This is a genomic window from Polaribacter sp. Hel1_33_78, assembly GCF_900106075.1.
Lineage (GTDB): Bacteria > Bacteroidota > Bacteroidia > Flavobacteriales > Flavobacteriaceae > Polaribacter.
Map to the genome: position 1 here is coordinate 47743 of NZ_LT629794.1, position 22469 is coordinate 70211.

Annotated in this window: 25 protein-coding genes; 2 read left to right on the forward strand and 23 right to left on the reverse strand. The window is 30.1% G+C overall.

The window, feature by feature from the left end:
- Window positions 1–67: 67 nt before the first annotated feature.
- From BLT88_RS00245 to trxA, 19 genes are all read right to left on the reverse strand, one after another.
- Complete coding sequence (locus BLT88_RS00245; protein WP_091952210.1) at window positions 68–547, reverse strand: hypothetical protein; 480 nt, start codon at window positions 545–547, stop codon at window positions 68–70.
- Window positions 548–702: 155 nt separating this feature from the next.
- Entirely contained in the window at window positions 703–1569 is an 867-nt protein-coding gene (atpG, locus tag BLT88_RS00250) for an ATP synthase F1 subunit gamma (RefSeq protein ID WP_036788092.1), read from the reverse strand.
- Between the two features lie 49 nt (window positions 1570–1618).
- Window positions 1619–3196 (reverse strand): F0F1 ATP synthase subunit alpha, encoded by a 1578-nt coding sequence (gene atpA, locus BLT88_RS00255; protein WP_091952211.1) that lies wholly within the window; start codon window positions 3194–3196, stop codon window positions 1619–1621.
- Window positions 3197–3217: 21 nt separating this feature from the next.
- Entirely contained in the window at window positions 3218–3775 is a 558-nt protein-coding gene (atpH, locus tag BLT88_RS00260; RefSeq protein ID WP_091952212.1) for an ATP synthase F1 subunit delta, read from the reverse strand.
- A gap of 7 nt (window positions 3776–3782) precedes the next feature.
- Window positions 3783–4283 carry a F0F1 ATP synthase subunit B gene (locus tag BLT88_RS00265; protein WP_036784715.1) on the reverse strand — a complete coding sequence of 167 codons (501 nt, stop codon included), beginning with the start codon at window positions 4281–4283 and terminating at the stop codon, window positions 3783–3785.
- A 95-nt stretch (window positions 4284–4378) separates the two neighbouring features.
- On the reverse strand, window positions 4379–4567 hold the full coding sequence (gene atpE, locus BLT88_RS00270) for an ATP synthase F0 subunit C (protein WP_013993139.1): 189 nt from the start codon (window positions 4565–4567) through the stop codon (window positions 4379–4381).
- A gap of 36 nt (window positions 4568–4603) precedes the next feature.
- The gene (gene atpB / locus BLT88_RS00275; RefSeq protein WP_091952216.1) at window positions 4604–5740 is read right to left on the reverse strand and encodes a F0F1 ATP synthase subunit A; all 1137 of its coding nucleotides are present in this window, start codon (window positions 5738–5740) and stop codon (window positions 4604–4606) included.
- A 66-nt stretch (window positions 5741–5806) separates the two neighbouring features.
- Window positions 5807–6199 carry a DUF6168 family protein gene (locus tag BLT88_RS14300; protein ID WP_091952217.1) on the reverse strand — a complete coding sequence of 131 codons (393 nt, stop codon included), beginning with the start codon at window positions 6197–6199 and terminating at the stop codon, window positions 5807–5809.
- Window positions 6192–6422 (reverse strand): AtpZ/AtpI family protein, encoded by a 231-nt coding sequence (locus BLT88_RS00285; protein WP_036784704.1) that lies wholly within the window; start codon window positions 6420–6422, stop codon window positions 6192–6194. The genes BLT88_RS14300 and BLT88_RS00285 overlap by 8 nt, the downstream gene beginning before the upstream one ends.
- Window positions 6373–6759 carry a polymer-forming cytoskeletal protein gene (locus BLT88_RS00290; RefSeq protein WP_052107508.1) on the reverse strand — a complete coding sequence of 129 codons (387 nt, stop codon included), beginning with the start codon at window positions 6757–6759 and terminating at the stop codon, window positions 6373–6375. The genes BLT88_RS00285 and BLT88_RS00290 overlap by 50 nt, the downstream gene beginning before the upstream one ends.
- Window positions 6760–6790: 31 nt before the next feature.
- Window positions 6791–9013 carry a hypothetical protein gene (locus tag BLT88_RS00295; RefSeq protein WP_091952219.1) on the reverse strand — a complete coding sequence of 741 codons (2223 nt, stop codon included), beginning with the start codon at window positions 9011–9013 and terminating at the stop codon, window positions 6791–6793.
- 122 nt (window positions 9014–9135) lie between these two features.
- Window positions 9136–9831: an ABC transporter ATP-binding protein gene (locus BLT88_RS00300; RefSeq protein WP_091952220.1), complete on the reverse strand. Its 696-nt coding sequence runs from the start codon at window positions 9829–9831 to the stop codon at window positions 9136–9138.
- 20 nt (window positions 9832–9851) lie between these two features.
- Window positions 9852–11318: a DUF5687 family protein gene (locus BLT88_RS00305; protein ID WP_091955586.1), complete on the reverse strand. Its 1467-nt coding sequence runs from the start codon at window positions 11316–11318 to the stop codon at window positions 9852–9854.
- Window positions 11319–11367: 49 nt separating this feature from the next.
- Complete coding sequence (locus tag BLT88_RS00310; RefSeq protein ID WP_091952222.1) at window positions 11368–12075, reverse strand: hypothetical protein; 708 nt, start codon at window positions 12073–12075, stop codon at window positions 11368–11370.
- 11 nt (window positions 12076–12086) lie between these two features.
- Window positions 12087–12758 carry a hypothetical protein gene (locus tag BLT88_RS00315; RefSeq protein WP_091952223.1) on the reverse strand — a complete coding sequence of 224 codons (672 nt, stop codon included), beginning with the start codon at window positions 12756–12758 and terminating at the stop codon, window positions 12087–12089.
- A 2-nt stretch (window positions 12759–12760) separates the two neighbouring features.
- The gene (locus BLT88_RS00320) at window positions 12761–13435 is read right to left on the reverse strand and encodes a hypothetical protein (protein ID WP_091952225.1); all 675 of its coding nucleotides are present in this window, start codon (window positions 13433–13435) and stop codon (window positions 12761–12763) included.
- A 3-nt stretch (window positions 13436–13438) separates the two neighbouring features.
- On the reverse strand, window positions 13439–14092 hold the full coding sequence (locus BLT88_RS00325) for a hypothetical protein (protein WP_091952226.1): 654 nt from the start codon (window positions 14090–14092) through the stop codon (window positions 13439–13441).
- 13 nt (window positions 14093–14105) lie between these two features.
- Complete coding sequence (locus tag BLT88_RS00330; protein ID WP_091952228.1) at window positions 14106–14444, reverse strand: PadR family transcriptional regulator; 339 nt, start codon at window positions 14442–14444, stop codon at window positions 14106–14108.
- A 156-nt stretch (window positions 14445–14600) separates the two neighbouring features.
- Window positions 14601–14960, reverse strand: coding sequence for a thioredoxin (gene trxA, locus BLT88_RS00335; protein WP_091952230.1), 360 nt, complete (start codon window positions 14958–14960; stop codon window positions 14601–14603).
- Window positions 14961–15114: 154 nt separating this feature from the next.
- Here trxA and BLT88_RS00340 point away from each other — a divergent pair, with 154 nt between their 5' ends.
- A complete protein-coding gene (locus tag BLT88_RS00340; RefSeq protein WP_091952231.1) occupies window positions 15115–17271 on the forward strand; it encodes a prolyl oligopeptidase family protein in 2157 nt (718 codons plus the stop codon).
- Window positions 17272–17416: 145 nt separating this feature from the next.
- Window positions 17417–17806 carry a hypothetical protein gene (locus BLT88_RS00345; protein WP_157691096.1) on the forward strand — a complete coding sequence of 130 codons (390 nt, stop codon included), beginning with the start codon at window positions 17417–17419 and terminating at the stop codon, window positions 17804–17806.
- Window positions 17807–18039: 233 nt separating this feature from the next.
- Here BLT88_RS00345 and BLT88_RS00350 read toward each other — a convergent pair whose 3' ends face one another.
- From BLT88_RS00350 to BLT88_RS00365, 4 genes are all read right to left on the reverse strand, one after another.
- A complete protein-coding gene (locus BLT88_RS00350; protein ID WP_091952233.1) occupies window positions 18040–19128 on the reverse strand; it encodes an acyltransferase family protein in 1089 nt (362 codons plus the stop codon).
- A gap of 4 nt (window positions 19129–19132) precedes the next feature.
- Window positions 19133–20464, reverse strand: coding sequence for a sugar MFS transporter (locus tag BLT88_RS00355; RefSeq protein ID WP_091952239.1), 1332 nt, complete (start codon window positions 20462–20464; stop codon window positions 19133–19135).
- Between the two features lie 132 nt (window positions 20465–20596).
- Window positions 20597–21310 (reverse strand): LytTR family DNA-binding domain-containing protein, encoded by a 714-nt coding sequence (locus BLT88_RS00360; protein ID WP_091952241.1) that lies wholly within the window; start codon window positions 21308–21310, stop codon window positions 20597–20599.
- A gap of 17 nt (window positions 21311–21327) precedes the next feature.
- Window positions 21328–22371, reverse strand: coding sequence for a sensor histidine kinase (locus BLT88_RS00365; protein WP_091952242.1), 1044 nt, complete (start codon window positions 22369–22371; stop codon window positions 21328–21330).
- Window positions 22372–22469 lie beyond the last annotated feature (98 nt).

Below are 22469 nucleotides of genomic sequence, written 5' to 3' on the forward strand. Positions count from 1 at the left end.
AAAATGTGTGCCAAAAAAAATTCCTATTCTAATTAGAATAGTTAAAGTACTGATTTTAGGTAACTTACTAATTTTTATTTGCTCTTGGAAAAAACGCAGGTTTTGATTCCTTTATATCTTTAATTTTAAAATATTTGATTTTATCTCCTACCTTATAACTAAGAATCGCTTCGTTCTCTTCTAATTCAAAAGGAAGCTTTTTAAGCTCTGGTAACGTATTTTCTATTTCTTTGGTAGCATCTATATCTAAAATAAGATCTCTATTTTGTTTACTTGATGTACTGAAATGGCCTATTAAAAGAGTTTTGCCGGCAGCAATATTAATTTCCACTTTAGTTGATTTATTTTGAAAAAATAATGAATCAAAAACAATCGTTGAATTCTCTTTCAACGCTATTTCTATTTTAGTCCCTGAAACTCCAGGCTGTCCACCAACCCATTTATTGTAAGATGCTTTTTCTATTTTAAAAGGAGGATTATTTTCAAGTTTTAAGCTCCCACATTGTGCAAAACTAACTATAATTGCAATTATTGATAAAAGTTTCATTCTCTTCAATTTTTTATATTTAATAAATATATTTCAAACGTTGTGCCAAGATATAAAAAATCAGCAAACTAGTTTGTCTTTGTATTAATCGAGTCTATAAAAATAAAAAAGCGAACCACATTGGTTCGCTTTCAATATATATAACTTATAATTTCTTAATTTTTCAATGCTTCTGCACCACCAACAATTTCAAGAATTTCATTCGTAATTGCTGCTTGACGTGCTTTATTGTAAGTTAATAATAAGTCGTCTCTTAAGTCCGTTGCATTATCTGTTGCTTTATGCATTGCAGTCATACGCGCACCATGTTCCGAAGCAAAACTGTCTCTAATAGACTTGTATAGTTGTGTCTTTAAAGATTTTGGTATTAATGCTAAAACAATCTCTTCTTTAGATGGTTCAAAAATATAATCAGAATTTACTTCTGTTGAATCTGACCCTTCAACAGGTTTGATTGGTAAAAACTGTTCTACTTGTGGTATTTGAGTTGCTGCATTTTTAAACTGATTATAAAGAACTTCTATTTTATCATAGGTTCCTTCGGCATACATACTCATTAAATTTTCTGCTATTGCAGCAACATTATCAAAAGTTAAATCATCAAAAATATCGTTTCTTGTTGCTACAATATTGAACTGTTTCGATAAAACATCACCACCTTTTTTACCGATAGCAAATAAATCTACTTCAACATTATTGTATTTATCTTTAACTGTTTTAATAACTTCTTTAGTAATTGATGAATTAAAACCACCACACAAACCTCTATTGGAAGTTATTACTACTAATAAAACTTTAGAAACTTCTCTTTGAGTTGAATATACTCCACCAGCATCACTATCTAAAGTTGCACTTAAATTCTGCAACAATTCAGTTAGTTTGGATGAATAAGGGCGCATTGCCGTTATTGCATCTTGGGCTTTTTTCAACTTTGCAGCAGAAACCATTTTCATGGCAGATGTAATCTGCATTGTTGATTTAATAGAAGTAATTCTATTCCGTATTTCTTTTAAGTTTGCCATTCTTTTGTAATTTTGAAATTCCCGATTTCGCGGGAATGACAACTATTTATTATGCAAAATGAGTAGAAATTTCTTTAGCTGCTGCTTCTAATACAGCAATTGCTTCTGGTGTTAATTTTCCAGACTTCAATACATCTAAAGTATCTCTATGCTTTGCGTTTAAGTAATCGATATAATCTTTCTCGAATTTCTTTACTTCATTTACAGGAACATCCTTTAACAAGTTCTTAGAACCTGCGTAAATGATTGCAATTTGATCTTCTACTGAAAAAGGATCGTTTTGTGCTTGCTTTAAAATTTCAACATTACGTTGTCCTTTCGAAATTACGCTCATTGTAGCTGCATCTAAATCAGAGCCAAACTTTGCAAACGCTTCTAATTCACGGTATTGAGCTTGATCTAATTTTAATGTACCCGATACTTTTTTCATCGCTTTAATCTGAGCGTTACCACCAACACGAGAAACCGAAATACCCACGTTAATTGCTGGACGAACACCAGAGTTAAATAAATCTCCATCTAAGAAAATTTGTCCATCTGTAATCGAAATTACATTTGTTGGAATGTATGCTGATACATCTCCTGCTTGTGTTTCAATAATAGGTAATGCAGTTAAAGAACCTCCACCCTTTACAATTCCTTTTAAAGAATCTGGTAAATCGTTCATTTCACTAGCAATTTTGTCATCATTAATAACTTTTGCAGAACGTTCTAATAATCTTGAGTGTAAATAAAATACATCACCAGGATATGCCTCACGCCCTGGAGGTCTTCTTAATAATAAAGAAATTTCACGGTAAGCAACAGCTTGTTTCGATAAATCATCATAAATAATTAAAGCTGGTCTTCCAGAATCTCTAAAATATTCTCCAATAGCAGCTCCAGCAAATGGTGCATAAACCTGCATTGCTGCAGGATCCGATGCATTTGCTGCAACAATAGTAGTATATGCCATTGCGCCTTTTTCTTCTAACATGTTTGCAATTGCAGCCACAGTAGAAGCCTTTTGACCAATAGCGACGTATATACAAAATACTGGCTCACCAGCATCGTAAAATTCTTTCTGATTTAAGATGGTATCAAGCGCAACTGTAGACTTACCAGTTTGACGGTCTCCAATAATTAATTCACGTTGACCTCTACCAACAGGAATCATTGCATCAATAGATTTAATACCCGTTTGTAATGGTTCAGTTACTGGTTCTCTATAAATAACTCCAGGAGCTCTTCGCTCTAAAGGCATTTCATACGTTTTTCCAGCGATAGGTCCTTTACCATCTATCGGACTACCTAAAGTATCTACTACTCTTCCTACAATTCCTTCTCCTGCTCTTAAAGATGCAATTCTTTCAGTACGCTTTACCGTAGAACCTTCTCTAATTGAAGTGGAAGCTCCTAATAATACAACACCTGCATTATCCTCTTCTAGGTTTAATACAATACCTTCTAATCCATTATCGAATTCTACTAATTCACCATATTGAACATTTGAAAGACCGTAAACACGAGCAATTCCATCTCCTACTTGTAGAACAGTTCCTACTTCGTTTAAAGTAGTTTTTGCTTCAAAATTTGTTAACTGTTGCTTTAAAATTGCTGATACTTCAGCTGGTTTGATACTTGCCATCTTTTATAATTTGATGTATAATTAAATTTTTGGAATGTAATGACTGTTGTCAAATTCCTTTTTCAATTCGTTTAAATAATTAGAGATACTTGCGTCATATTGCACATCTCCAACACGTAAAATAAACCCTCCTAAGATTGATTCATTTATTACGTTTTCTAAATTTGCTTTCTTTCCTGTTAAAGAAACTATTTTTTCTAAAATTTTTACTTCTATTTCTTTAGTTAAAGGAACTGCTGTTGTTACTTTAGCAACCTGCATATGCTTGTCAAAAGAATAAATAATTACATATTGTTTTGCAATAGAATGCAACATTGCAATTCTTTTGTTATCTTGTAATAAGTGAAATAAGCCAAGCGTGATATTGTTTACCTTACCATCAAACAAAGCATTTAAAACTTTAATTTTATCAGAAGATTTAACAATAGGACTTCTTAACATTACTTCAAATTCATCATTGTCAGCAATAGTAGTTGATATCAATGACATATCGTCATTTACCGCCTTTTCTTCTTTAGAATCTTTAGCAAGATTTAAGATTGCTTTTGCATAACGTATTGCTGCTCTTGCGTCTTTCATGCTTAACTTAGTTTAAAGTAACATCTTTTAAGATTCCTTCAACTAACTCTAGCTGATCTTTCTTAGAAGATAATTCTCTTTTAATTACTGATTCTGCAATTGAAATAGATAGCTCTGCAACATTCTTTTTCAATTCTGCAATGGCTGCTTGCTTTTCTTGAATAATCGCTGCCTGCGCATTTTCTATTAATTTTGTAGTAACTTCTTTGGCATCTTCTTTTGCTTCGGCAATTATATTATTTCTAATATCTCTTGCATCTTTCATCATTGCCTCTCTCTCTGCTCTTGCTTCTTTTACTAATCTTTCATTATCAGATTGTAAGTTTTGCATTTCTTTACGCGCATTTTCTGCTGCTGCTAAAGCATTTTCGATTCCAGACTCTCTTTCTTCCAAAGAATTTAAAATTGGTTTCCAAGCAAATTTTACCATTAATGCGATTAATGCGAGCAATAAGATTGTTGACACTGCAAATAATCCTGGTGAAAAATCGTTTAATAAAGTTTCCATTCTATAAACTAATTATTTTTTTATTTCTTTTGTTTAATTTTAAAATAGGTTCTGCAACCAACCGTTGCAGAACGCTATCTTTGTTTTTATTTGGATTATTTCCCTAAGAATAATGCTCCAAATGCTAAACCTTCTAATAATGCAGCGATAATAATCATTGCTGTTTGAATTTTTCCAGTTGCTTCTGGTTGACGAGCAATTCCTTCCATTGCTTTACCACCAATTTGACCTAGACCAATTCCTGCTCCAATTACGATTAATCCTGCTCCAATTAAATTGTACATAATAAATGTATTTATATTAAATTAAACAAATTTGTATTAATGAGCTTCCGAGTGATCTGCTACAGCCATACCGATAAACAATGCAGAAAGCATTGTAAAGATATATGCTTGTAAAAAAGCCACTAAAACCTCAATTAATGTTATAAAAAATGATAATACTAAAGACAATCCTGTTGCACCTACAACCCCTAAAGATTCTTTTAAAGTGAACATAATTGCAATTAAGCTCATTACCACAATATGACCTGCTGAAATGTTTGCGAACAAACGTACTAATAATGAAAACGGTTTAATGATTAATGCTCCAGCTAATTCTATAATTGCTAAAACTGGACGAATTAAAACAGGAACTCCTGGCATCCAAATCATGTGCATCCAGTAATCTTTGTTTCCACTAACTGTATAAATTACTAATGTAAAAATTGCTAAACATCCTGTTACTGCTAATTGTCCTGTTACATTAAAACCTAAAGGGGTTAAACCTGCTAAATTTAAAACCCATATGAAGAAAAATACCGTTAATAAATACCCAGTAAATCTTCTATAATGTTTATCACCAATATTTGGTCTTGCTATTTCGTCACGCACATATAATACTAAAGGCTCTAAAACTCTTGCAAAACCTGTTGGTATTTGTTTCGTCTTGTATTGTTTTGCCAATCTAGAAAACCAAAACAACAGTAAGAAACCTATGAACAAAATTCCTACAACACTTTTAGTAATAGAAAAATCTAATAACTTGTGTGCATTTGTTGCATGGTGCGTTTCGTCAAAAGAAATCGTTACAGCATTGTTGTCTAATTCAAAAATTTTAGAGTGAATCTTCGCAAATTTTAATCCATCTTTTTCTACGATTACATGTCCATCATCGTTGTGATGAAATTCTGAAGACATAAAAGTTACTAGCCCTTTACTTGTCCAAAGAATTACAGGTAGAGGAAAACCAACGTGCTTTCTTTCGCCTTCATCCGAAGTATAAGACCATAAAGAAAAATCATGAGAATCTTTGATGTGATGTAAAATATAAGCCTCTACTTCTTCCTTCGTATTTACACGCCCACCATCATTTTGAATGTCTTGTTTTTTATCTGTAACAGCAGCAAATCCTGCAGCTGTAAAAAGAGCTATCATTGCTATTGTAAGAAACCTGACTGTTTTTTCTGCAATCTTCATTGTTCAAATACGCTTTCTAAATTCGGCGCAAAAATACGTAATAATTCAAAACTACAAACCCTTTTTTTAAATATTTTTTTTATTCAAAACTTTTGCTACCAAAATGGTCTCTGTTAATAAAAAAATAATTGCTGGAATAAAGAATGATAATCTTGAAATTTGAGTTAAGTTTTCTTCTGTGAAGATAGACTTGTAAAAGATTGCACAGAAAAGCACAATTTTTAAAAGAAGTGTTCCTAAATAGATAAAACCTAGTTGTTCAAAAATTTTATCAACAGTCGAAAACAATTTAAAATTGACACAAATTAACAATGAAAACCCCAAGTGAAAAAGGTATACTTTTTTTAATGAAAAAGGTAAAATAACCCCTTGTTTTTCTATCACATTTTCGTGAAAAAAAAGCCCTATAAAAAATAAAGAAAAAAATACTAAAGAGTAACCGAAAATTGCTTTAATCATTAATTTTATTGGCTTGTTTTATCAATGAATACATTGCTAAAAAAATAGCAATCAAGGTTACTGTTTCTTTTAAAAAGTTAGTTTCTAAACTTCTGTCTAACCATTTACCTAGAAGAAAACCTAGATAAATAGTAAGTCCCATTTGTAAACCTGCCCCAGAAAGTTGAAGTGCTTTATTTAAAGGTTTTTTGGGGTTGTTTTTTTGATTGTGATTGTTTTTCATCAGGTTTATTTTCTTCTTTCGCGAAACCTTTCATAACACAACTGGCATTAAAAGTAGCGCCAGGTTCAATAGAAAGTTTACCAACTACTACATCGCCAGAAATTTTAGCCATTGCTTTAACGGTAAGGGTTTTTATTACTTTTAATTGGCCGGAAGTTTCACCTTCTATATCTGCAGTTGAAGCCGATATATTTCCTTTCACTATGCCTGCTGCACCAATAATAACCTTTCCTTTAATTGTTAAATTTCCCTCTAAAGTTCCGTCGATTCTAAAATCTCCGTCAGATTTTATTTCTCCAACAATAATGGTGTTTTTACCAATAACATTTCTTTCCATATTTTTTGGCTCAGTTTTTAAACGCTATTTTTTATTTTTCTAATTGCTTTAAAATTGCCTTGGCTTTTTTACCTTCTTCTGTGCTTCCATAACTTACTGCTACAAAATCTAATGCAATCTTATAAGCCTGAGGGTCTTGATATTTACCAATTGCAAATGCTTTCAAAAGCTCGAATTTCGGAACTAAGGTTGAACCTGGTACTTTGGCGACATACTTACTAATTTTAGAGATTACCTCTTCAAATTTGTTTGCTTTATATAAATAATACACTTCTTTATAAACTTTTTCTACCTCGTCAACAGCAACTTCTTCAGCTATTTTTTCCTCTGGATTTAATATTACTTGTGCAAATTTTGTATCCGCAAATTGGGTAAGAATTACATTCTTATATTTTTCAGTCATTTCGGCATCCTCTAAGCTGTTATAAATCTGATACAAATGCCAATTTATTGGTAGAATTAATGCTTCTTTTGGTTGTAACCTAGCCAATCTCTCTAATCTTAGTTTTGCTAAATTTTGATTTTTAAATTGCTCTTTATAAATCAAACCTAATTCATATAATGCCTGATTTCTTTCTGTTTGTAAACTGTCTATTTTTTCTTTTTTAACGGGAATACTACTTAAATAAGCATCTAAATCATATTTTAAATTTACCTTATTTACTGGAGTAGAATCTTTTTCTGAAGCACCTCCAATTGTTGCTTTTTCAGACCATCTCCAATCATCTTCTAGTTTTCTACTTCCCCAAATCTTTTGAAATTCCGTTTTACCAAAACTTAAAGATTGACTGTTGTAGAAATACCATTTTCCTTTGTTAGAAGATTGCAAACCATCGCCTGAATCCCCGAATGCAAGCTGATTCAATCTTAATTGAGCAGCTTCCTCATCTGCTTTCTTTAACTTTTCTATATAACTTTCAAAAAATAATTTTTGTTCGTCTTTCGATAAAGCAGCAATTCTTACAATACTATCATTTGTAGCTACAACTTCTTCAAACTTAATTAAGGATGCTAAATTCCTATACTTTCTTTTAACACGTCTAATTCTAATATCTAAACTATCTGTAGAGACTTGCAAAACACTATCATAATAAGCGCTTGCAAATTGATATTCAGCATCCTTAAAATAAAGATTTCCTAATTTTTCAAACGTAAAAGTTTTCTGCTGATCACTTCCATTTTTAGCTCTTAATGAATTATTGTAATTGCTTAAGGCCAATTGAATGCTGTCCTTATTTTGATGCAAAACCGCTACTTGATAATACAACTCATCTAAATAAGGTCTATTATCTCTATTTTTAATCAGTTTTTGTATTCTTTCTAATATGGTTGTTGATATTGAATCTTTAGAGAAATTTTTCGCAAGTTCTATGTTTGCATGAATCTTGTATTTGTAGGGTGCTTTTTTAAAATTGGATAACTTTTCAAAAACATAAAAAGCAGAATCTTTTTTATTTTCATTACTATATATTTGCCCCAAAACAAATAGGTTTCTTGCTCCTTGATCTCTATTTTTTAAAGTTCTAGTTGCCAATTGCAAATGCTTTTTAGCCTTTTGCATACTATCACTTTTTACATAGGCCATCGCCAAAGCTGTGTGCGCTTGCTCTTTAATTTTATCGGGCAAGCTAGTTTCTAAACTGTCTCTAACAACCAATAATAATTTCATTGCTTCTATAGCAATTTCTTCATTATCATTTCTAGTATTTGCCTTAGCCCTCCAAATTTTTGTTTCTGCAATTAAATCTGCTTGTGGGTAATTTGCAATCACATAATTAAACGCTTCAATTGCAGGAATAAAACGTTGTGTATAATAACGAGACTTGCCTAACAACAAATAGGCATCATCTATTTGTCTGTTGCGTTCAATTCCGTCGATATTCATACCATGTCTTTGAATCGCTTTTACTGCTTTTTCTTCTGCTTTCTCAAAGGTCGTTAGCTCTTTTTTCTCTTCATCTTCATTGCTCCCAAAACCTGCTCCTGGACCATTGTTATTAAAGGAAGATAAAACTATTTTATCTTCTTCAAACTCAATTGGCTCAATTGGCAAACGCTGAAACCAATCGTCTTTATAATTGTTGTTGATGTCTTCAATTCCTTTTTTAAAGGCCTCTTTACCATTAAATAAGACATTGTATTTGGTAGTTATCGCATGAAAATTTCTGCTGACAACAGTATCTTTTTTTGTGCTACAGGCAAATGCAGCAACAAAAAGAACAAGAAAGGCTATTATTTTTTGGGTGTTTTTCACACAGGTAAATCTAAATTAAAAATTTGTTTTAAAAAAACTAGAAACTCTTATTTAAAACTAAAATCTTTAGAAAATAGTATAAATCAGCGTGTAAAAATAGTAATAAATTAAGAATAGCCTATTTAAACTGAAAAATAGCTTTCTAATTCTTTTAAAGTTTCCGTCGATGTTTGAATATCTTTTACCACATTTCCTTTATCTAGAACTACAATCCGCTCACAAACCTCTGTTACATGTGTTAAATCGTGACTAGAAATTAAAACGGTAACTTCTTTATTTTTAATCAATTCTTTAATCAATATTTTTAATCTAATTTGTGTTGTTGGGTCTAAATTAGCAAAAGGCTCATCTAAAATAACCACTTTTGGATTCCCCATCATTGCAGCTACAATTCCTGCTTTTTTCTGATTTCCTTTGCTTAAATCTCTTAAATATTTTTTCTTCCCAACAATCTCTCCATTAAAGAACTCATCAAATTGATTTAAAAACTTAGTAACATCCGCTTTGTTCATTCCCCTTAAATCACCAATAAAGTCGAAATATTCTTCTGGTGTTAAATAACCAATTAAAAAGGATTCATCAATAAAAGAACCTGTAAATGTTTTCCAATCTTCACTTTGATTTACTACAATATTATTATTTGTAATTGCACCCGTTGTAGGTCTAATTAAATCTAATAAAATATTAAATAAGGTGGTTTTTCCTGCTCCGTTATTACCCACTAAACCAAAACTTTGTCCTGTAGGAATTTCTATTGAAGGTACATTTAACACTTCTGCTTTGCCGTATTTTTTTGAAATTGTATCTATTGTAATCATGGTGTCTTTTTTTAATTTAATTATGCTTCTTTTCCAAAAGCGTTAATCATAGCATATTTGTCTTTAATGTATTTCTTTTCAGTGAAATTCATCGCGTAATTTTTCAATAATAAACTAATTAACCCAATGCTTGCCACGATTATAAAACCTGAATTATATCCTACATACGTATTGAAAACCCAAAATAATAACATTGGAAATAACATTAGTGGAATTACAACGAGAAACTGTGTTGCACTTGTTCCCTGTGTGTTTCCAAAACCACCTTTGGTTAAATCTATTCTTTTTCTATTAAACGAACCTGCATATAATAAAAAGAGTGAATTAAAGCCAATATTAAAAATTGCACCTGCAGTGATCATTAAAAAGATATCTATCCCAAAATACAAATAAGGGAAACTTAAAAAATACAGAATAGTAGTCATTGAGACCATTAAAACCCATTTCGACTCTAAAAATTTTCTGTACCTAAAACTTTGGCTCATTAGCATTTTGTAATGTGCGCTATCCCAAGCAGGTATAAATTGTCCGTAATTTAACGTAAAACCTCCCGTCACAAATAAGGACGCAAACATCAACATTGGTAGCGAGTCTTTATAAGCGTCCATAGTATAAAAAATTAAACCATAAAAAAGGAATAAAAAGGACATTAAAAACACCGTCTTCGTTCTTTTATTTCTCCAGATTAAACGAATATCATTTTTTATAAATGGGGCTACATCACCCAATTTGTTTGCCCAAGACAAATCAGAGGTGTTTGCTTCTTCTACTTTAGCCGCAACCGCTTCGTCTAAGTACACTTGGTTTCGTAATTGTTTATAATTTAACCGATATAACACCACTAGCAAAACAAGACTAATCAAAGAAAAAATTGGGTTTGCATAAATAGCGTCAAATATTTGCCCTCCAAAACCAAGAATATCAACAATTTCAAACTTTTGTAAACCAATAAAAATCACAAATAATCCACCAATAAAAATCAAAGCAACATTATTTTTATTGATTAAGAAATTTAAAAAATTTGCAGATTGAATAATTAAAATCATGGTTAATAACCATCCTAAAACACCTGCCGTATGATATCCTTCTTTTATTAAAACGATTGCAAAAGGAATGTAAAAAAACAATCCTAAAATATTAAAAAATGAAAAAGATGATTTTCCTAAAACAAAGTGCACTAACTTACTTTTCTTGATAGGTAAAGTAAGCATTGGCTTTATATTCATAATTGGCAATGTTTGCATTAAATACCTCAAAATTAAATCTCCAAGAATGGCAAAAAGTAAATAAGAATTTAATAATTGCAATGGGTCAGACGCTGGAAATTCTTTCTTTAAGATAAAGTAACCTCCAATGCCGATTGCCAAAAAAGAAACCAAAAAATATAATGCAAAAAAGGCCATAATTATTTTTAAGGCAATACTTTTCCCAAAGGAAGCAGAACGAACAAATTGTTTCCATTCTAATTTTAAAAAGCGTAAAGTCATAGTTTTAGTTCGTTTGGTCTTATAATAAGTATTCGTTTTAAGTGTATTGTTACAAACTTTTTGCAAGTTTATATTCTGGGTAGGTTTCTTGCAATAATTCTTGACATTTATTAGGAATCACATAAGAAGAAACGTAAAACATGATCATTACAACAGTGGTACAAAATGCGATTAAAAGGAGCCAATGCGTTTCTAAAGAACTGAATTCAACTTTAGTTACATGAATAAAATTGAAAATGTTTACAAAAGCAATACTTACAAAACCACCTTTCGTTTGCCCAATCATTGCTTCTAATAAGAATATCTTTTCTTTTTTTTCGGTTTTTTTCTTTTGAGCCTGCCTGTCTTTGTATAAATATACAGACTCAAAAATAATCGCTAATAACAGGCTTCCTAAAATAATAAATTTTGAATACTGAACTTGAAGCACTAAATAAATACCTAAAAACAGGAGTATTGTTGTAAGAAGCTTAGGCATCGTAAACCACTCTTTTACAAATCTTAATAGAATGTTCCAATATCGTTTATTCATTTGTTTTTGTTTGGCTTCTATGACATCCATAAAACCAAAAATCCCGAACTTTTTGAAGGATTTATCTCTTGCTTGTTCAAAAGTTAAATTGGGTGTTTCCTCCCAAATACTTTCAATATCATTGGCCAAATGATCTACCAATTCTGTTTGCACATCATAATGATATACATAATGTTGCCGAGTAAATTTGTAAAGATTTTCTATTTGTAATGTTGTAAGTTTCATCAATAAAAAGTTTAAGAAATTAACTGATTATATATTTTTTGAGCCTTGTCTAATTCTTCATTAAGATAGCGAATACCAATAGCAGAAAACGAAGCCACTGCAATCATTATGATAGATATGGAGAAAAGACTAATTTCGTAATCAAGGAAAACCTTTGGCATATAAATTACAGCGTTCAAGATTGTTATTGGAAAAGTCGCAAAGAATATAGCTGAAACCAATCTTGCTGAATTCATCACCTTGTATTTAAATGCAAACCTGAACATAAAAGCAATGTATACCCCAAACATGATAAAAAATAGGGTTTTTAAAGCTAGCTTGTTTTCTTGAAAACACAAAACTGCAACTCCAAGCGATACTGTTCCTAGAATAAATTTAAAATTAGAGAATGTCTTTTTAATATATTCTATAAAATTCTTATTTCGATTCCTGTTATACAATTTTAATCTTGATGCTAAAATTTCATCAAAACCTCCGCCATTAAAATTCTCTCTCCAACCTAAAGCAATAAAAGATTCTTGAACCATTTCTTTAAAATCATTATCCGAATTCTCTGCAATAAATCTTTCTTCAACATCAGAAACAACATGATCTAACATTTCTATTCTAATATCCCAATATTTTATTCCATCATTTTCTAAACGATGATCTATATATTTAATTTGTTGTTTTGTAAGTTCCATCTTTATAAAATTACATTTGGATATTGTTCTTTTACTAATTTCTTATTTTGATAAAACACATATTCCCCTGACCAATAAAATAGTAATAACGTCATAAAAAGGATTAATTCTATTGCATTATAACTAGGGTTTAAAAAACTTTCCTCATTTCTGTTTCTAGTCATAAAATTAAAAATCATAACCGATAAATAAAATCCATTAAAAAAATACATGGTCATATTTAAAACCAAAAAAGTGTCTTTTTTTGTATTTCTCATATTTACATTAAATAATAATCGGAATCCTAAAAAGATTAAAATAAAACTAAGAACAGAGAAAAAAGCTTCTTTATCATCAACAAAATTCATCAACAAAAACAAGACATAAAATAGCACGCCCGTAATAATTATCTTAGGAGGTTTAAGAAATGTAATTACTTGTTGTAAAGATTGTTTGTAAAACTTTTTTTGAACTGATTTAGTTTTCTCTTTTAATAACTGCTTAAAGCCCTCATCCTTAAAATTACTATGTATATTTTCAATTTCTTTTTTAAAATCTATAGTAGAATTTTTAACTAACTTTTTCTCCAAAATATTTGCAAAATGATCTACTATTTCTGCTCTAACATCATGAAATTTAATGCCACAACCATAAATGTAATTGTCTATTTGTAAGAGTTGTTCTTTTGATAATTCCATAGCTTATGAAATTTTATATTTTGTTATTTCCGCTTGGTGTTTTTTAAAAAAATAATGGCAGATATAAGTTACTGCAAAACCTCCAAAAAGAAAACCCGTAAGAACAGGCTCTAAGTTTCCTTTCTCATTAAAATGATTTCCCATCAATAAAGGAATTATTAGAAAAATAATACCTAAATACTGAGTTCTTAGAATAAAACGATAGGTTGTTTTTACTTTCGATTTTATAACTGTTATAATGATAAAAATTAAGTAGATTAAAAAAACAGCCGCAATTAAATTTAAGAATCCATTTACTAAATAGATTGTGCTTTTAGAAAAAATAATTGAAAAATTCTTGAGAAATAGTATAGGTAAAAAATATGCTGACAAATAAAATAAGAAAAAAGGTCTAAACATTTTAACTGCTTTTTTTACTACAATCTTAGATTCGTGATATTGAAGACCAAAATAAAAACTCGACGTATCTTTAAAATGTTGATCCCATTTTAAAACAGTTATTTTAAAGGCATTTTCAAAAGAATAATTGTTATCCAAGAAGCTTTCAATATCAGAAATCATATGATCTAAAACTTCTACTTTTAAATCAATAAAATCAAAGCTTTTTTTATCAAGATAGGTTTCTACTTGCTGTATTTGTTTTGTTGTGATTTCCATAGCGTATAAAATCTTACTCCAAACTAAATTTAGGGTTCACCAAATGTTGCATTGTTCTTAAAAACTCTTGCATTTCTTCCAACTTGTTGGCCGTTTCTTTGGTTCCGATTTCGGTTAATTTATAATACTTTCGTAATCGATTTCCAACTTTTGCAACCTCAACATCTAACAAACCATCTGCCTCTAATTTGTGCAACGCAGGATATAGAGCTCCTTCAGTAATCTGTAATTCGCCTTTGGTGAGTTCTTTTACTTTTTGAGTAATTTCATATCCATACATTTTATCATTACTTTCTAATAACTTTAAAATAATGGTTTGCAAAGAACCTTTATATAGTTTCTGATTTCCCATGGAGTAAATATATACATAATATTTTAATGCATCTAAATCTTATGTATTGTTTTTTTGATATAAAAAAATCCTGAAAAAATTAATTATCAGGATTTATTAAAGATGTTCTTGCTTAATTATGAAGCAAATTCCTTCCTTCCTCGCAATGATGTCTTTTTATTTTGTTACTTTTAAAACATCCGCCATAATGCGTTCTAACTCTGCTTTTGGTAACGCTCCATTTGCCATTTCTGGTTGCCCTTCCATCGGACAAAATAACATCGAAGGAATACTTCTAATGCCGAAAGCCGCCGCTAACTCTTGCTCTGCTTCAGTATCTATTTTATAAATATCAACTTTACCTTCAAACTCCTCTGAAAGTTGCTCTAAAATTGGCGCTAACGTTTTACAAGGGCCACACCAATCTGCGTAAAAATCGATTAAAACAGGTTTGTTTCCTTCAAATTTCCACTCTTTGTTTTCTTCAAAATTAAAGACCTTTTTTAAAAAGGTTTCTTTCGTTAAGTTTTCTGTCATTCTAAATTCTTTTTTTCTACAAAAGTAGTCGTTTTTATACTGCTCTCATTACAAAGTAGTCAGTCTCTGAAACCTCAAACGTTAAAAAATGTTAAATAACTAACAATCTGTTCAATAACTTCTAATTTTGATAAGATGTCAAATTTCAGAACTTATGAAGAATAAATTACTCATTCCCATCTTGTTTGCAAGTGCAATTTTTGTTTCTTGCAAAGAAGAAGTTAAACAAAGAAATATAGAGGTGAACTACCCAGAAACAATTAAAAAGGCCATTATAGACACTATTTTTGATACAAAAGTAGTTGATAATTACAGATGGTTAGAAGATGATCGAAGCAAGGAAACAGAAGCTTGGGTAAAAGCAGAAAATGCGGTTACTTTTAATTATTTAAATAAAATTCCGTATCGGGAACAACTTAAATCTCGGTTAACAGCATTATGGAATTACGAAAAAGTAGGAACCCCTTTTAAAGAAGGTGATTACGTCTATTTTTATAAAAATAATGGTTTACAAAATCAGTACGTAGTGTATAGAAAAAAAGACGACAAAGAAGAGGTTTTTTTAGATCCCAATACTTTTTCTGAAGACGCTACAACTTCTTTAGGTGCTTTGAGTTTTTCTAAAGATGGAAAAACGGTTGCATATTCTATTTCTGAAGGTGGTTCTGATTGGCGTAAAATAATTATTATGGACACTGACACTAAAATAATTAAAGAAGACACGATTGTTGATGTAAAATTCTCTGGAATTTCTTGGTATAAAAACGAAGGTTTCTATTATTCTAGTTATGATAAACCGAAAGGAAGTGAGCTTTCTGCAAAAACAGATCAGCACAAATTATATTATCATAAATTAGGAACCTCACAAAAAAATGATGTCGTTATATTTGGAGAAAAAGCCTCTGAAAAGCACCGGTATGTGAGTGGTTACTTAACTGAAGATCATACCTATTTAATTATTTCGGCTTCCACATCAACCTCTGGGAATAAATTATTTATAAAAGATTTATCTGTAAAAAATTCTGAGTTAATAACGGTTATCGATAATTTTGATAGTGATACTTCTGTGATAGAAAATAACCAAAATAAGCTATACTTGGTCACTAATTTAAATGCCGCCAATAAAAAAGTAGTCACTGTAGATGCTAAAAACCCAACGCAAGAACATTGGAAAGATTTTATTCCAGAAACAGAAAATGTTTTAAACTTAACTTCTGGTGCAGGTTATTTCTTCGCAGAATATATGGTAGATGCCGTTTCTAAAGTGATACAATATGACTTTGACGGAAATTTAATTCGAGAAATAAAACTGCCTGGAGTGGGTTCTGCGGGTGGTTTTAGCGGCAAAAAAGAGGCAGCCGAATTATATTTTTCTTTTACCAATTACAACACGCCAAACTCCTCTTATAAATTTAATCCAAAAGAAGGTACATATACGTCTTACTGGAAACCGTCCATCGATTTTAATGCTGACCATTATGAAAGTCATCAAGTGTTTTACACCTCAAAAGACGGAACCAAAGTCCCTATGATTATTACTCATAAAAAAGGCCTAGAATTGAATGGTAAAAACCCAACGATTTTATACGGTTACGGAGGTTTTAACATCAGCTTAACGCCAAGTTTTAGTATTGCAAATGCCGTTTGGATGGAGCAAGGAGGTATTTATGCTGTTCCTAATTTAAGAGGCGGTGGCGAATATGGTAAAAAATGGCACGATGCCGGAACGCAACTAAAAAAACAAAATGTATTTGATGATTTTATTGCTGCTGCAGAATATTTAATTGCCGAAAAATATACTTCATCAGAATATTTAGCAATTCGTGGAGGTTCAAATGGAGGATTATTAGTAGGGGCAACCATGACGCAAAGACCAGAATTAATGAAAGTTGCGCTACCCGCGGTTGGCGTTTTAGACATGTTGCGTTATCACACATTTACTGCGGGTGCAGGATGGGCTTATGATTACGGAACAGCAGAACAAAGCAAAGAAATGTTTAACTATTTAAAGGGATATTCTCCTGTACATAATGTAAAAGAAGGAACATCTTATCCTGCCACATTAGTTACCACAGGAGACCATGATGATCGAGTTGTACCAGCACACAGTTTTAAATTTGCTGCAGAATTACAAGAAAAACAAGCTGGAGAAAGTCCTGTTTTAATTAGAATAGAAACCAATGCTGGTCATGGAGCAGGCACACCTGTAACAAAAACTATCGAACAATATGCCGATATTTTCGGATTTACTTTGTTTAATATGGGATTTGACCAATTAACAAATCCACCAAAAAATAAAATTAAAAGTTAATACCTTTACTTATTATATTTATTTAATGGTACGAAAGTATCATCTTTAAAAAAATTCACAACAACCTTAACTAAAAATCAATAAAGGAAAATATAATACACAAATGAAATTTAAAATCCCATTTCTAATATTTATTACTTTCATTGTGATAAGCTGCGACAATGATAACAACAACTTAAGAAATTCTTTGGAGAATTCTGATAGAATTCGAGTAGAGGACGATTTATTTTCAAATGCACCTAATGATGACTTCGAAATAATTATGGCCTCAATAGCTGATAACAATCTAAATATAACCATTGGATATGGAGGCGGATGCGGCAATATATATTATGATTTAGTAACTGGGACTGATTATTTGGAAACCAATCCTACTCAGAAAAATATTAGGTTGGCATTTGATGATAAAGATAATTGTGAAGCTGGAATAGAACTTAAACTATCATTTAATTTAACGCAAATACAGATTTCAAGCACCAATAGAATAATTATTAACCTTAATAAATGGGAAGACCCAATTGAGTATAATTACTAAGACTGTTTGTCAACCATGGGTATAGAAAATTACATAATATTTGTAAAAAATAAAATTTAAACATCAGAAAATAATTAAAGCAAACTTCTTCCAGATAGCGTTGACAAACAATATTTAAAATCCAACCTTTTAGAGAATGAGTGTCCAATTTTCTCCCTAACGACCAATAAAAATCAATATTTTAAGATAATATAGAGCTGTTAACCTTAGTAATCTTTACATTATAAGTTTATCTAAACTTTTATAAAAACTTTCTTTTTAAACATTATATAACTTAATCCTAGATAAAATAAAACGACAGTTAAAGCATATATAAGAGAAGAAAGTTGATCAGAAAAGAAATGTTGCACAAAAATAGTGTTGTATAAATAACTATGTACATTAGAATCTCCAACTTTTGTTAAATACATAATTTTAGAAATAAAACTGGATAAGAAGTAGATGGTAATTGCATTCATACCCATATACTTAAAAACGTCTCCAAAGTTAAAACCCCTAACATCGTTTAAATAGTATATTATAGCTAGAGTAATTGTTGCCCAACCACTTGTGGCTAAAACAAAACTACTACTCCAAATTGCTTTGTTTATAGGGAACCAAATATCTAAAATATTACCTAAAGCTAATAATAAAACACCAGCCATAAATAATTTTTTAACGCTTCTGTGTTTGTCTAATAAATTCCCTATTAATATCCCAAAAAGACAAGAAACAATAGAAGGTAAAGTGCTAAAGAATCCTTCTGGATCATAGTCTGTTTTCCACATATGATTTCCAAGAAGATTTGAATCTATAAAGTTTGACCAGTTATTTGGCGCTCTGTTAAATGTAGGTAGAGTTCCGTCAGAAAAAGGAAGGAAACCTAACACTAACCAATATCCAATTAATATTGTAATACTGATACCTAATAAAAGTTTCCAATTACAATTAAGGTATAATACGGATGATATAAAAAAAACGATACCAATTCTCTGTAAAACTCCGGGCAAACGAACTGTTTCTAGTTCTTCGAAAAAAGGGAAATATGGCAAGAACACATTTAAAAATAAGCCTAAACTTATCAGTTTTAAACTTCTAATTAATATTTTGTTATACGTAGATTTACTTTTTGCTTTATTTTTGTAGGCAAAGAAAATAGAAATTCCAACTATAAATAAAAAGAAAGGAAAAACTAAGTCTGTTGGAGTTAAACCGTGCCAATTTGCATGCAACAGAGGACTAAAGACAGAACTCCAATTTCCTGGTGTGTTAACCAAAATCATGGCAGCAATTGTAATTCCTCTAAATAAATCAACAGATTTAATTCTCTTTGAAGTCAGCATAAGGTTATACTTTTTTTAAACCAACCTTATGTCCCCAAAAAGCATAATATAATATTATTATATAACATGGTAATAAAATCCAATATCCAAATGAAGCAGCTTCTGCTAATGCACTTGCTTCATTTATTCCATTTGTTATTAATCCTTCTTTTCTGTTATCAACTAAAGCGCCATATAAAGGTGGAATAATAGCTCCACCAGATATTGCCATAATTAATAAAGCTGATGCAGTTTTAGTGAATTTACCCAAACCTGTTAATGCCAAGGGCCAAATTGCTGGCCAAACTAATGCGTTTGCGATTCCTAAAGCAGCTACAAAAAGGACTGATGTAAATCCAGTTGTATAAACAATACAAAAAGAGAATACAATACCTAGAATTGCACTTATTTTTAAAGCGAAAGATTGTGTAATATATTTTGGGATTAAAAACACACCCAAACCATAAGTGGCAACCATAGCCATTAAAGTAAATAAAGTAAAAAACTTAGCTTCCTCAACAGGAATATTTAAAGATATTCCATAAGCAATAATAGTATCACCTGCTACAACTTCAACTCCAACATATAAAAACAAAGCTAAAACACCAAGCCATAAATGTGGAAACTGAAATATACTTGATTTTGCTTTTTCGTCAGAATCAGACTCTTCAATTGGATCTGCTTCTACATGCGATAAAGGAGCTTTGCGAATTAAAATACCTAACACAAATAAAACAATTGCCATTATTATATAAGGGGTAATAACACTATCTGCCATTGTATTTAATAAATTGGCTTTTTCTTCATCATTAACAATATCTAATTTTTCTTTAATTCCACTTATTCCTGATAACAAAATGGCTCCAAAAATAACAGAACCTAAAGATCCAGCCACTTTATTTGCAATACCCATTATTGCTATACGTTTTGCAGCACTTTCTATGGGGCCTAAAATTGTTATATATGGATTTGAAGCAGTTTGTAAAATGGTCATACCTGCTCCTTGTATAAAAATAGCTGTTAAAAACATCCAATAAGTTCTAGCATTTGCTGCTGGTATAAATAATAAAGCTCCTGCAGCCATTATAACTAACCCTAAAGACATTCCTTTTTTATATCCAATTTTATTGATGATATATGATGCTGGTAAAGCCATAACCACAAAAGAAATATAAGATGCAGAGGCCACTAAATAAGACTGCGCATCTGTTAATTCGTTGATGGTTTTCATAAACGGAATTAAAGCACCATTTATCCAAGTAACAAAACCGAAAATAAAGAAAAGTCCAGCAATAATAATTATTGGAACTAATGTATTGTTTTTGGCTTGTGATGGAGATTTAGTATTATTGGACATTATTTTGATTTATTTTACGTTAAGATAAATGTAAAATATAAAATAACTATGTTAAAAATAATTCTACCAATGACTTAAAATTTATGTCAAACAGATTTATTTATGAAATAAAATAATGATTATCCCATTTTTTTAATCAATATTCAAAATGGTTTTTTTTGCATGATTCACATATTTTCTACCTATTGGAATTCTAGTGGTTCCTATTTCTAATAAGTTACCTTCTAAACTTTTAATTTTATCAATAGCTACAGTATAAGATCTATGTATCCTTATAAAATTACTTTCAGGAAGTTCTTCCGTAATGCTTGTAATTGATTTATGTACAAGATAATTACCTGTTGTAGTAAAAACTTTAATGTAGTCTTTTAAAGATTCAATATAAAGAATCGTATCAAATTTAATTTTTATGAGTTTTTTCTCTACTTTTAAAAAAATGAAAGAATCATTTTTAGAGTCTATTTCTTTTACTCCACCACCTTTTTGACTAAAAACTTGTTGCGTAATTTTATTAATAGCTTTTAGAAACCTACTAAAAGGTATGGGTTTAACTAAATAATCTAAAACATCAAGATCAAAACTTTCTACAGCATATTCTCTATAAGCTGTAGTAATAATAACATTTGTTTTTGATTTTATGATTTCTGCAAATTCTAAACCATTCATTTTTGGCATATTAATATCTAAAAAAAGCACATCAATTTCGCCTTTTTCTAATAAGGGAATTGCCTCTATTGGATTATTAAAGGTTTTTACGATTTCGAAATTTTGAAACTCGCTTAAATGATTTTCAACAACTCTAATTGCCAATGGCTCATCATCAATAATTACGCATTTTATTTTCATAATTTAAATATACTAAATTATAACTGTATTGATAATTCCACAATATAATTTTGGCCTTCTGTTTTTGTTTTGAATGTATAACGATTATCATAAAGTAATTCTAATCTTCTTAGAACATTTTTATTTCCAATTCCATGATTTTTCTTATCCTGAGTAAATAAATTATAGTTATTAATTACTGTAAATTTTAATAAATTAGTTTGAGTAATTTCAAAATCAATTAAAATATTTAATTCATTGTTATCTAAAGTGCCATGTTTGAAACAATTCTCAATAAATGGTAAAAACAATAAAGAAGGTACACTTTGGGCTTCTATATCACCCTGCATATTAATTTGTACTTTTATTTTATCTCCAAAACGTAATTTTTCTAAGTCTATGTAATTTTGAATATAATTTATTTCTTTTATTAATCTAATTTTAGGTTCTTTAGCATCATACAGAATATACTCCATAATCTCAGATAACTTTAAAACAACTTCAGGGGCCTGTTTTGATTTTTCTAAAGTTAAAGCATACAAGTTATTTAGTGTGTTAAAAAAAAAATGTGGTTGAATTTGTGCTTTTAAAAACTGAAGTTCCGTTTTTAACTGTGTTGCCTCCAAATTTTCAATCCTTTTTCTATCAAAAATCCAATCAGCAGTTAACTTAATGGTTGTTACCAAACCAACATCGTAAATACCTATTAAAGAAACAACTAATATATGATTAAAAGCATACGCTCTTTGTGGAGTTTGAGATTCTGGCCAAACATTTTCATTTATAAAGATAAATATCAATTCAGTTCTGACTACATAAAATACAACCAAGCCAACTATAAAGAAGAAAACATAACTTATAATTTTTTTTCTGAAAAGTAATTTTGGTAGTAAAAAATAGACATGAAAGTATGCTAAAAGCATTCCTAGGGTTACAGTAACAATATTTGATTTAAAAGAATACCAATAGTCCTGATAATAACTACCCCATCTAACAACATTAAGAAGAAAATAACTAATCCAGAATAAAAAATGATATTTAACCGGAATCTTATAATTTATATTTTTAAAAGTATTATTCAATGATAATAGTTTAATATTTGATGCTAAATTAGATAAAATTAATAAAAAATAGTCTTGAATTTAACAATTACATACACTGAAATTTATTTATGTGTTAA

Excerpts from the sequence above, each read along its gene's own strand:
- atpG (WP_036788092.1), bottom strand. The coding sequence starts at position 1,569 with ATGGCAAACTTAAAAGAAATACGGAATAGAATTACTTCTATTAAATCA.
- BLT88_RS00350 (WP_091952233.1), bottom strand. The coding sequence starts at position 19,128 with ATGCTGACTTCAAAGAGAATTAAATCTGTTGATTTATTTAGAGGAATT.
- BLT88_RS00330 (WP_091952228.1), bottom strand. The coding sequence starts at position 14,444 with ATGGGAAATCAGAAACTATATAAAGGTTCTTTGCAAACCATTATTTTA.
- BLT88_RS00305 (WP_091955586.1), bottom strand. The coding sequence starts at position 11,318 with ATGACTTTACGCTTTTTAAAATTAGAATGGAAACAATTTGTTCGTTCT.
- BLT88_RS00315 (WP_091952223.1), bottom strand. The coding sequence starts at position 12,758 with ATGGAACTTACAAAACAACAAATTAAATATATAGATCATCGTTTAGAA.
- atpE (WP_013993139.1), bottom strand. The coding sequence starts at position 4,567 with ATGTACAATTTAATTGGAGCAGGATTAATCGTAATTGGAGCAGGAATT.
- BLT88_RS00245 (WP_091952210.1), bottom strand. The coding sequence starts at position 547 with ATGAAACTTTTATCAATAATTGCAATTATAGTTAGTTTTGCACAATGT.
- atpB (WP_091952216.1), bottom strand. The coding sequence starts at position 5,740 with ATGAAGATTGCAGAAAAAACAGTCAGGTTTCTTACAATAGCAATGATA.
- atpH (WP_091952212.1), bottom strand. The coding sequence starts at position 3,775 with ATGAAAGACGCAAGAGCAGCAATACGTTATGCAAAAGCAATCTTAAAT.
- BLT88_RS00300 (WP_091952220.1), bottom strand. The coding sequence starts at position 9,831 with ATGATTACAATAGATACAATTTCAAAAAAATACGGCAAAGCAGAAGTG.
- trxA (WP_091952230.1), bottom strand. The coding sequence starts at position 14,960 with ATGACAGAAAACTTAACGAAAGAAACCTTTTTAAAAAAGGTCTTTAAT.
- BLT88_RS00360 (WP_091952241.1), bottom strand. The coding sequence starts at position 21,310 with ATGAAAATAAAATGCGTAATTATTGATGATGAGCCATTGGCAATTAGA.
- BLT88_RS00285 (WP_036784704.1), bottom strand. The coding sequence starts at position 6,422 with ATGAAAAACAATCACAATCAAAAAAACAACCCCAAAAAACCTTTAAAT.
- BLT88_RS00340 (WP_091952231.1), top strand. The coding sequence starts at position 15,115 with ATGAAGAATAAATTACTCATTCCCATCTTGTTTGCAAGTGCAATTTTT.
- BLT88_RS00265 (WP_036784715.1), bottom strand. The coding sequence starts at position 4,283 with ATGGAAACTTTATTAAACGATTTTTCACCAGGATTATTTGCAGTGTCA.
- BLT88_RS00310 (WP_091952222.1), bottom strand. The coding sequence starts at position 12,075 with ATGAAACTTACAACATTACAAATAGAAAATCTTTACAAATTTACTCGG.
- BLT88_RS00320 (WP_091952225.1), bottom strand. The coding sequence starts at position 13,435 with ATGGAATTATCAAAAGAACAACTCTTACAAATAGACAATTACATTTAT.
- BLT88_RS00290 (WP_052107508.1), bottom strand. The coding sequence starts at position 6,759 with ATGGAAAGAAATGTTATTGGTAAAAACACCATTATTGTTGGAGAAATA.
- BLT88_RS00355 (WP_091952239.1), bottom strand. The coding sequence starts at position 20,464 with ATGTCCAATAATACTAAATCTCCATCACAAGCCAAAAACAATACATTA.
- atpA (WP_091952211.1), bottom strand. The coding sequence starts at position 3,196 with ATGGCAAGTATCAAACCAGCTGAAGTATCAGCAATTTTAAAGCAACAG.
- BLT88_RS00325 (WP_091952226.1), bottom strand. The coding sequence starts at position 14,092 with ATGGAAATCACAACAAAACAAATACAGCAAGTAGAAACCTATCTTGAT.
- BLT88_RS14300 (WP_091952217.1), bottom strand. The coding sequence starts at position 6,199 with ATGATTAAAGCAATTTTCGGTTACTCTTTAGTATTTTTTTCTTTATTT.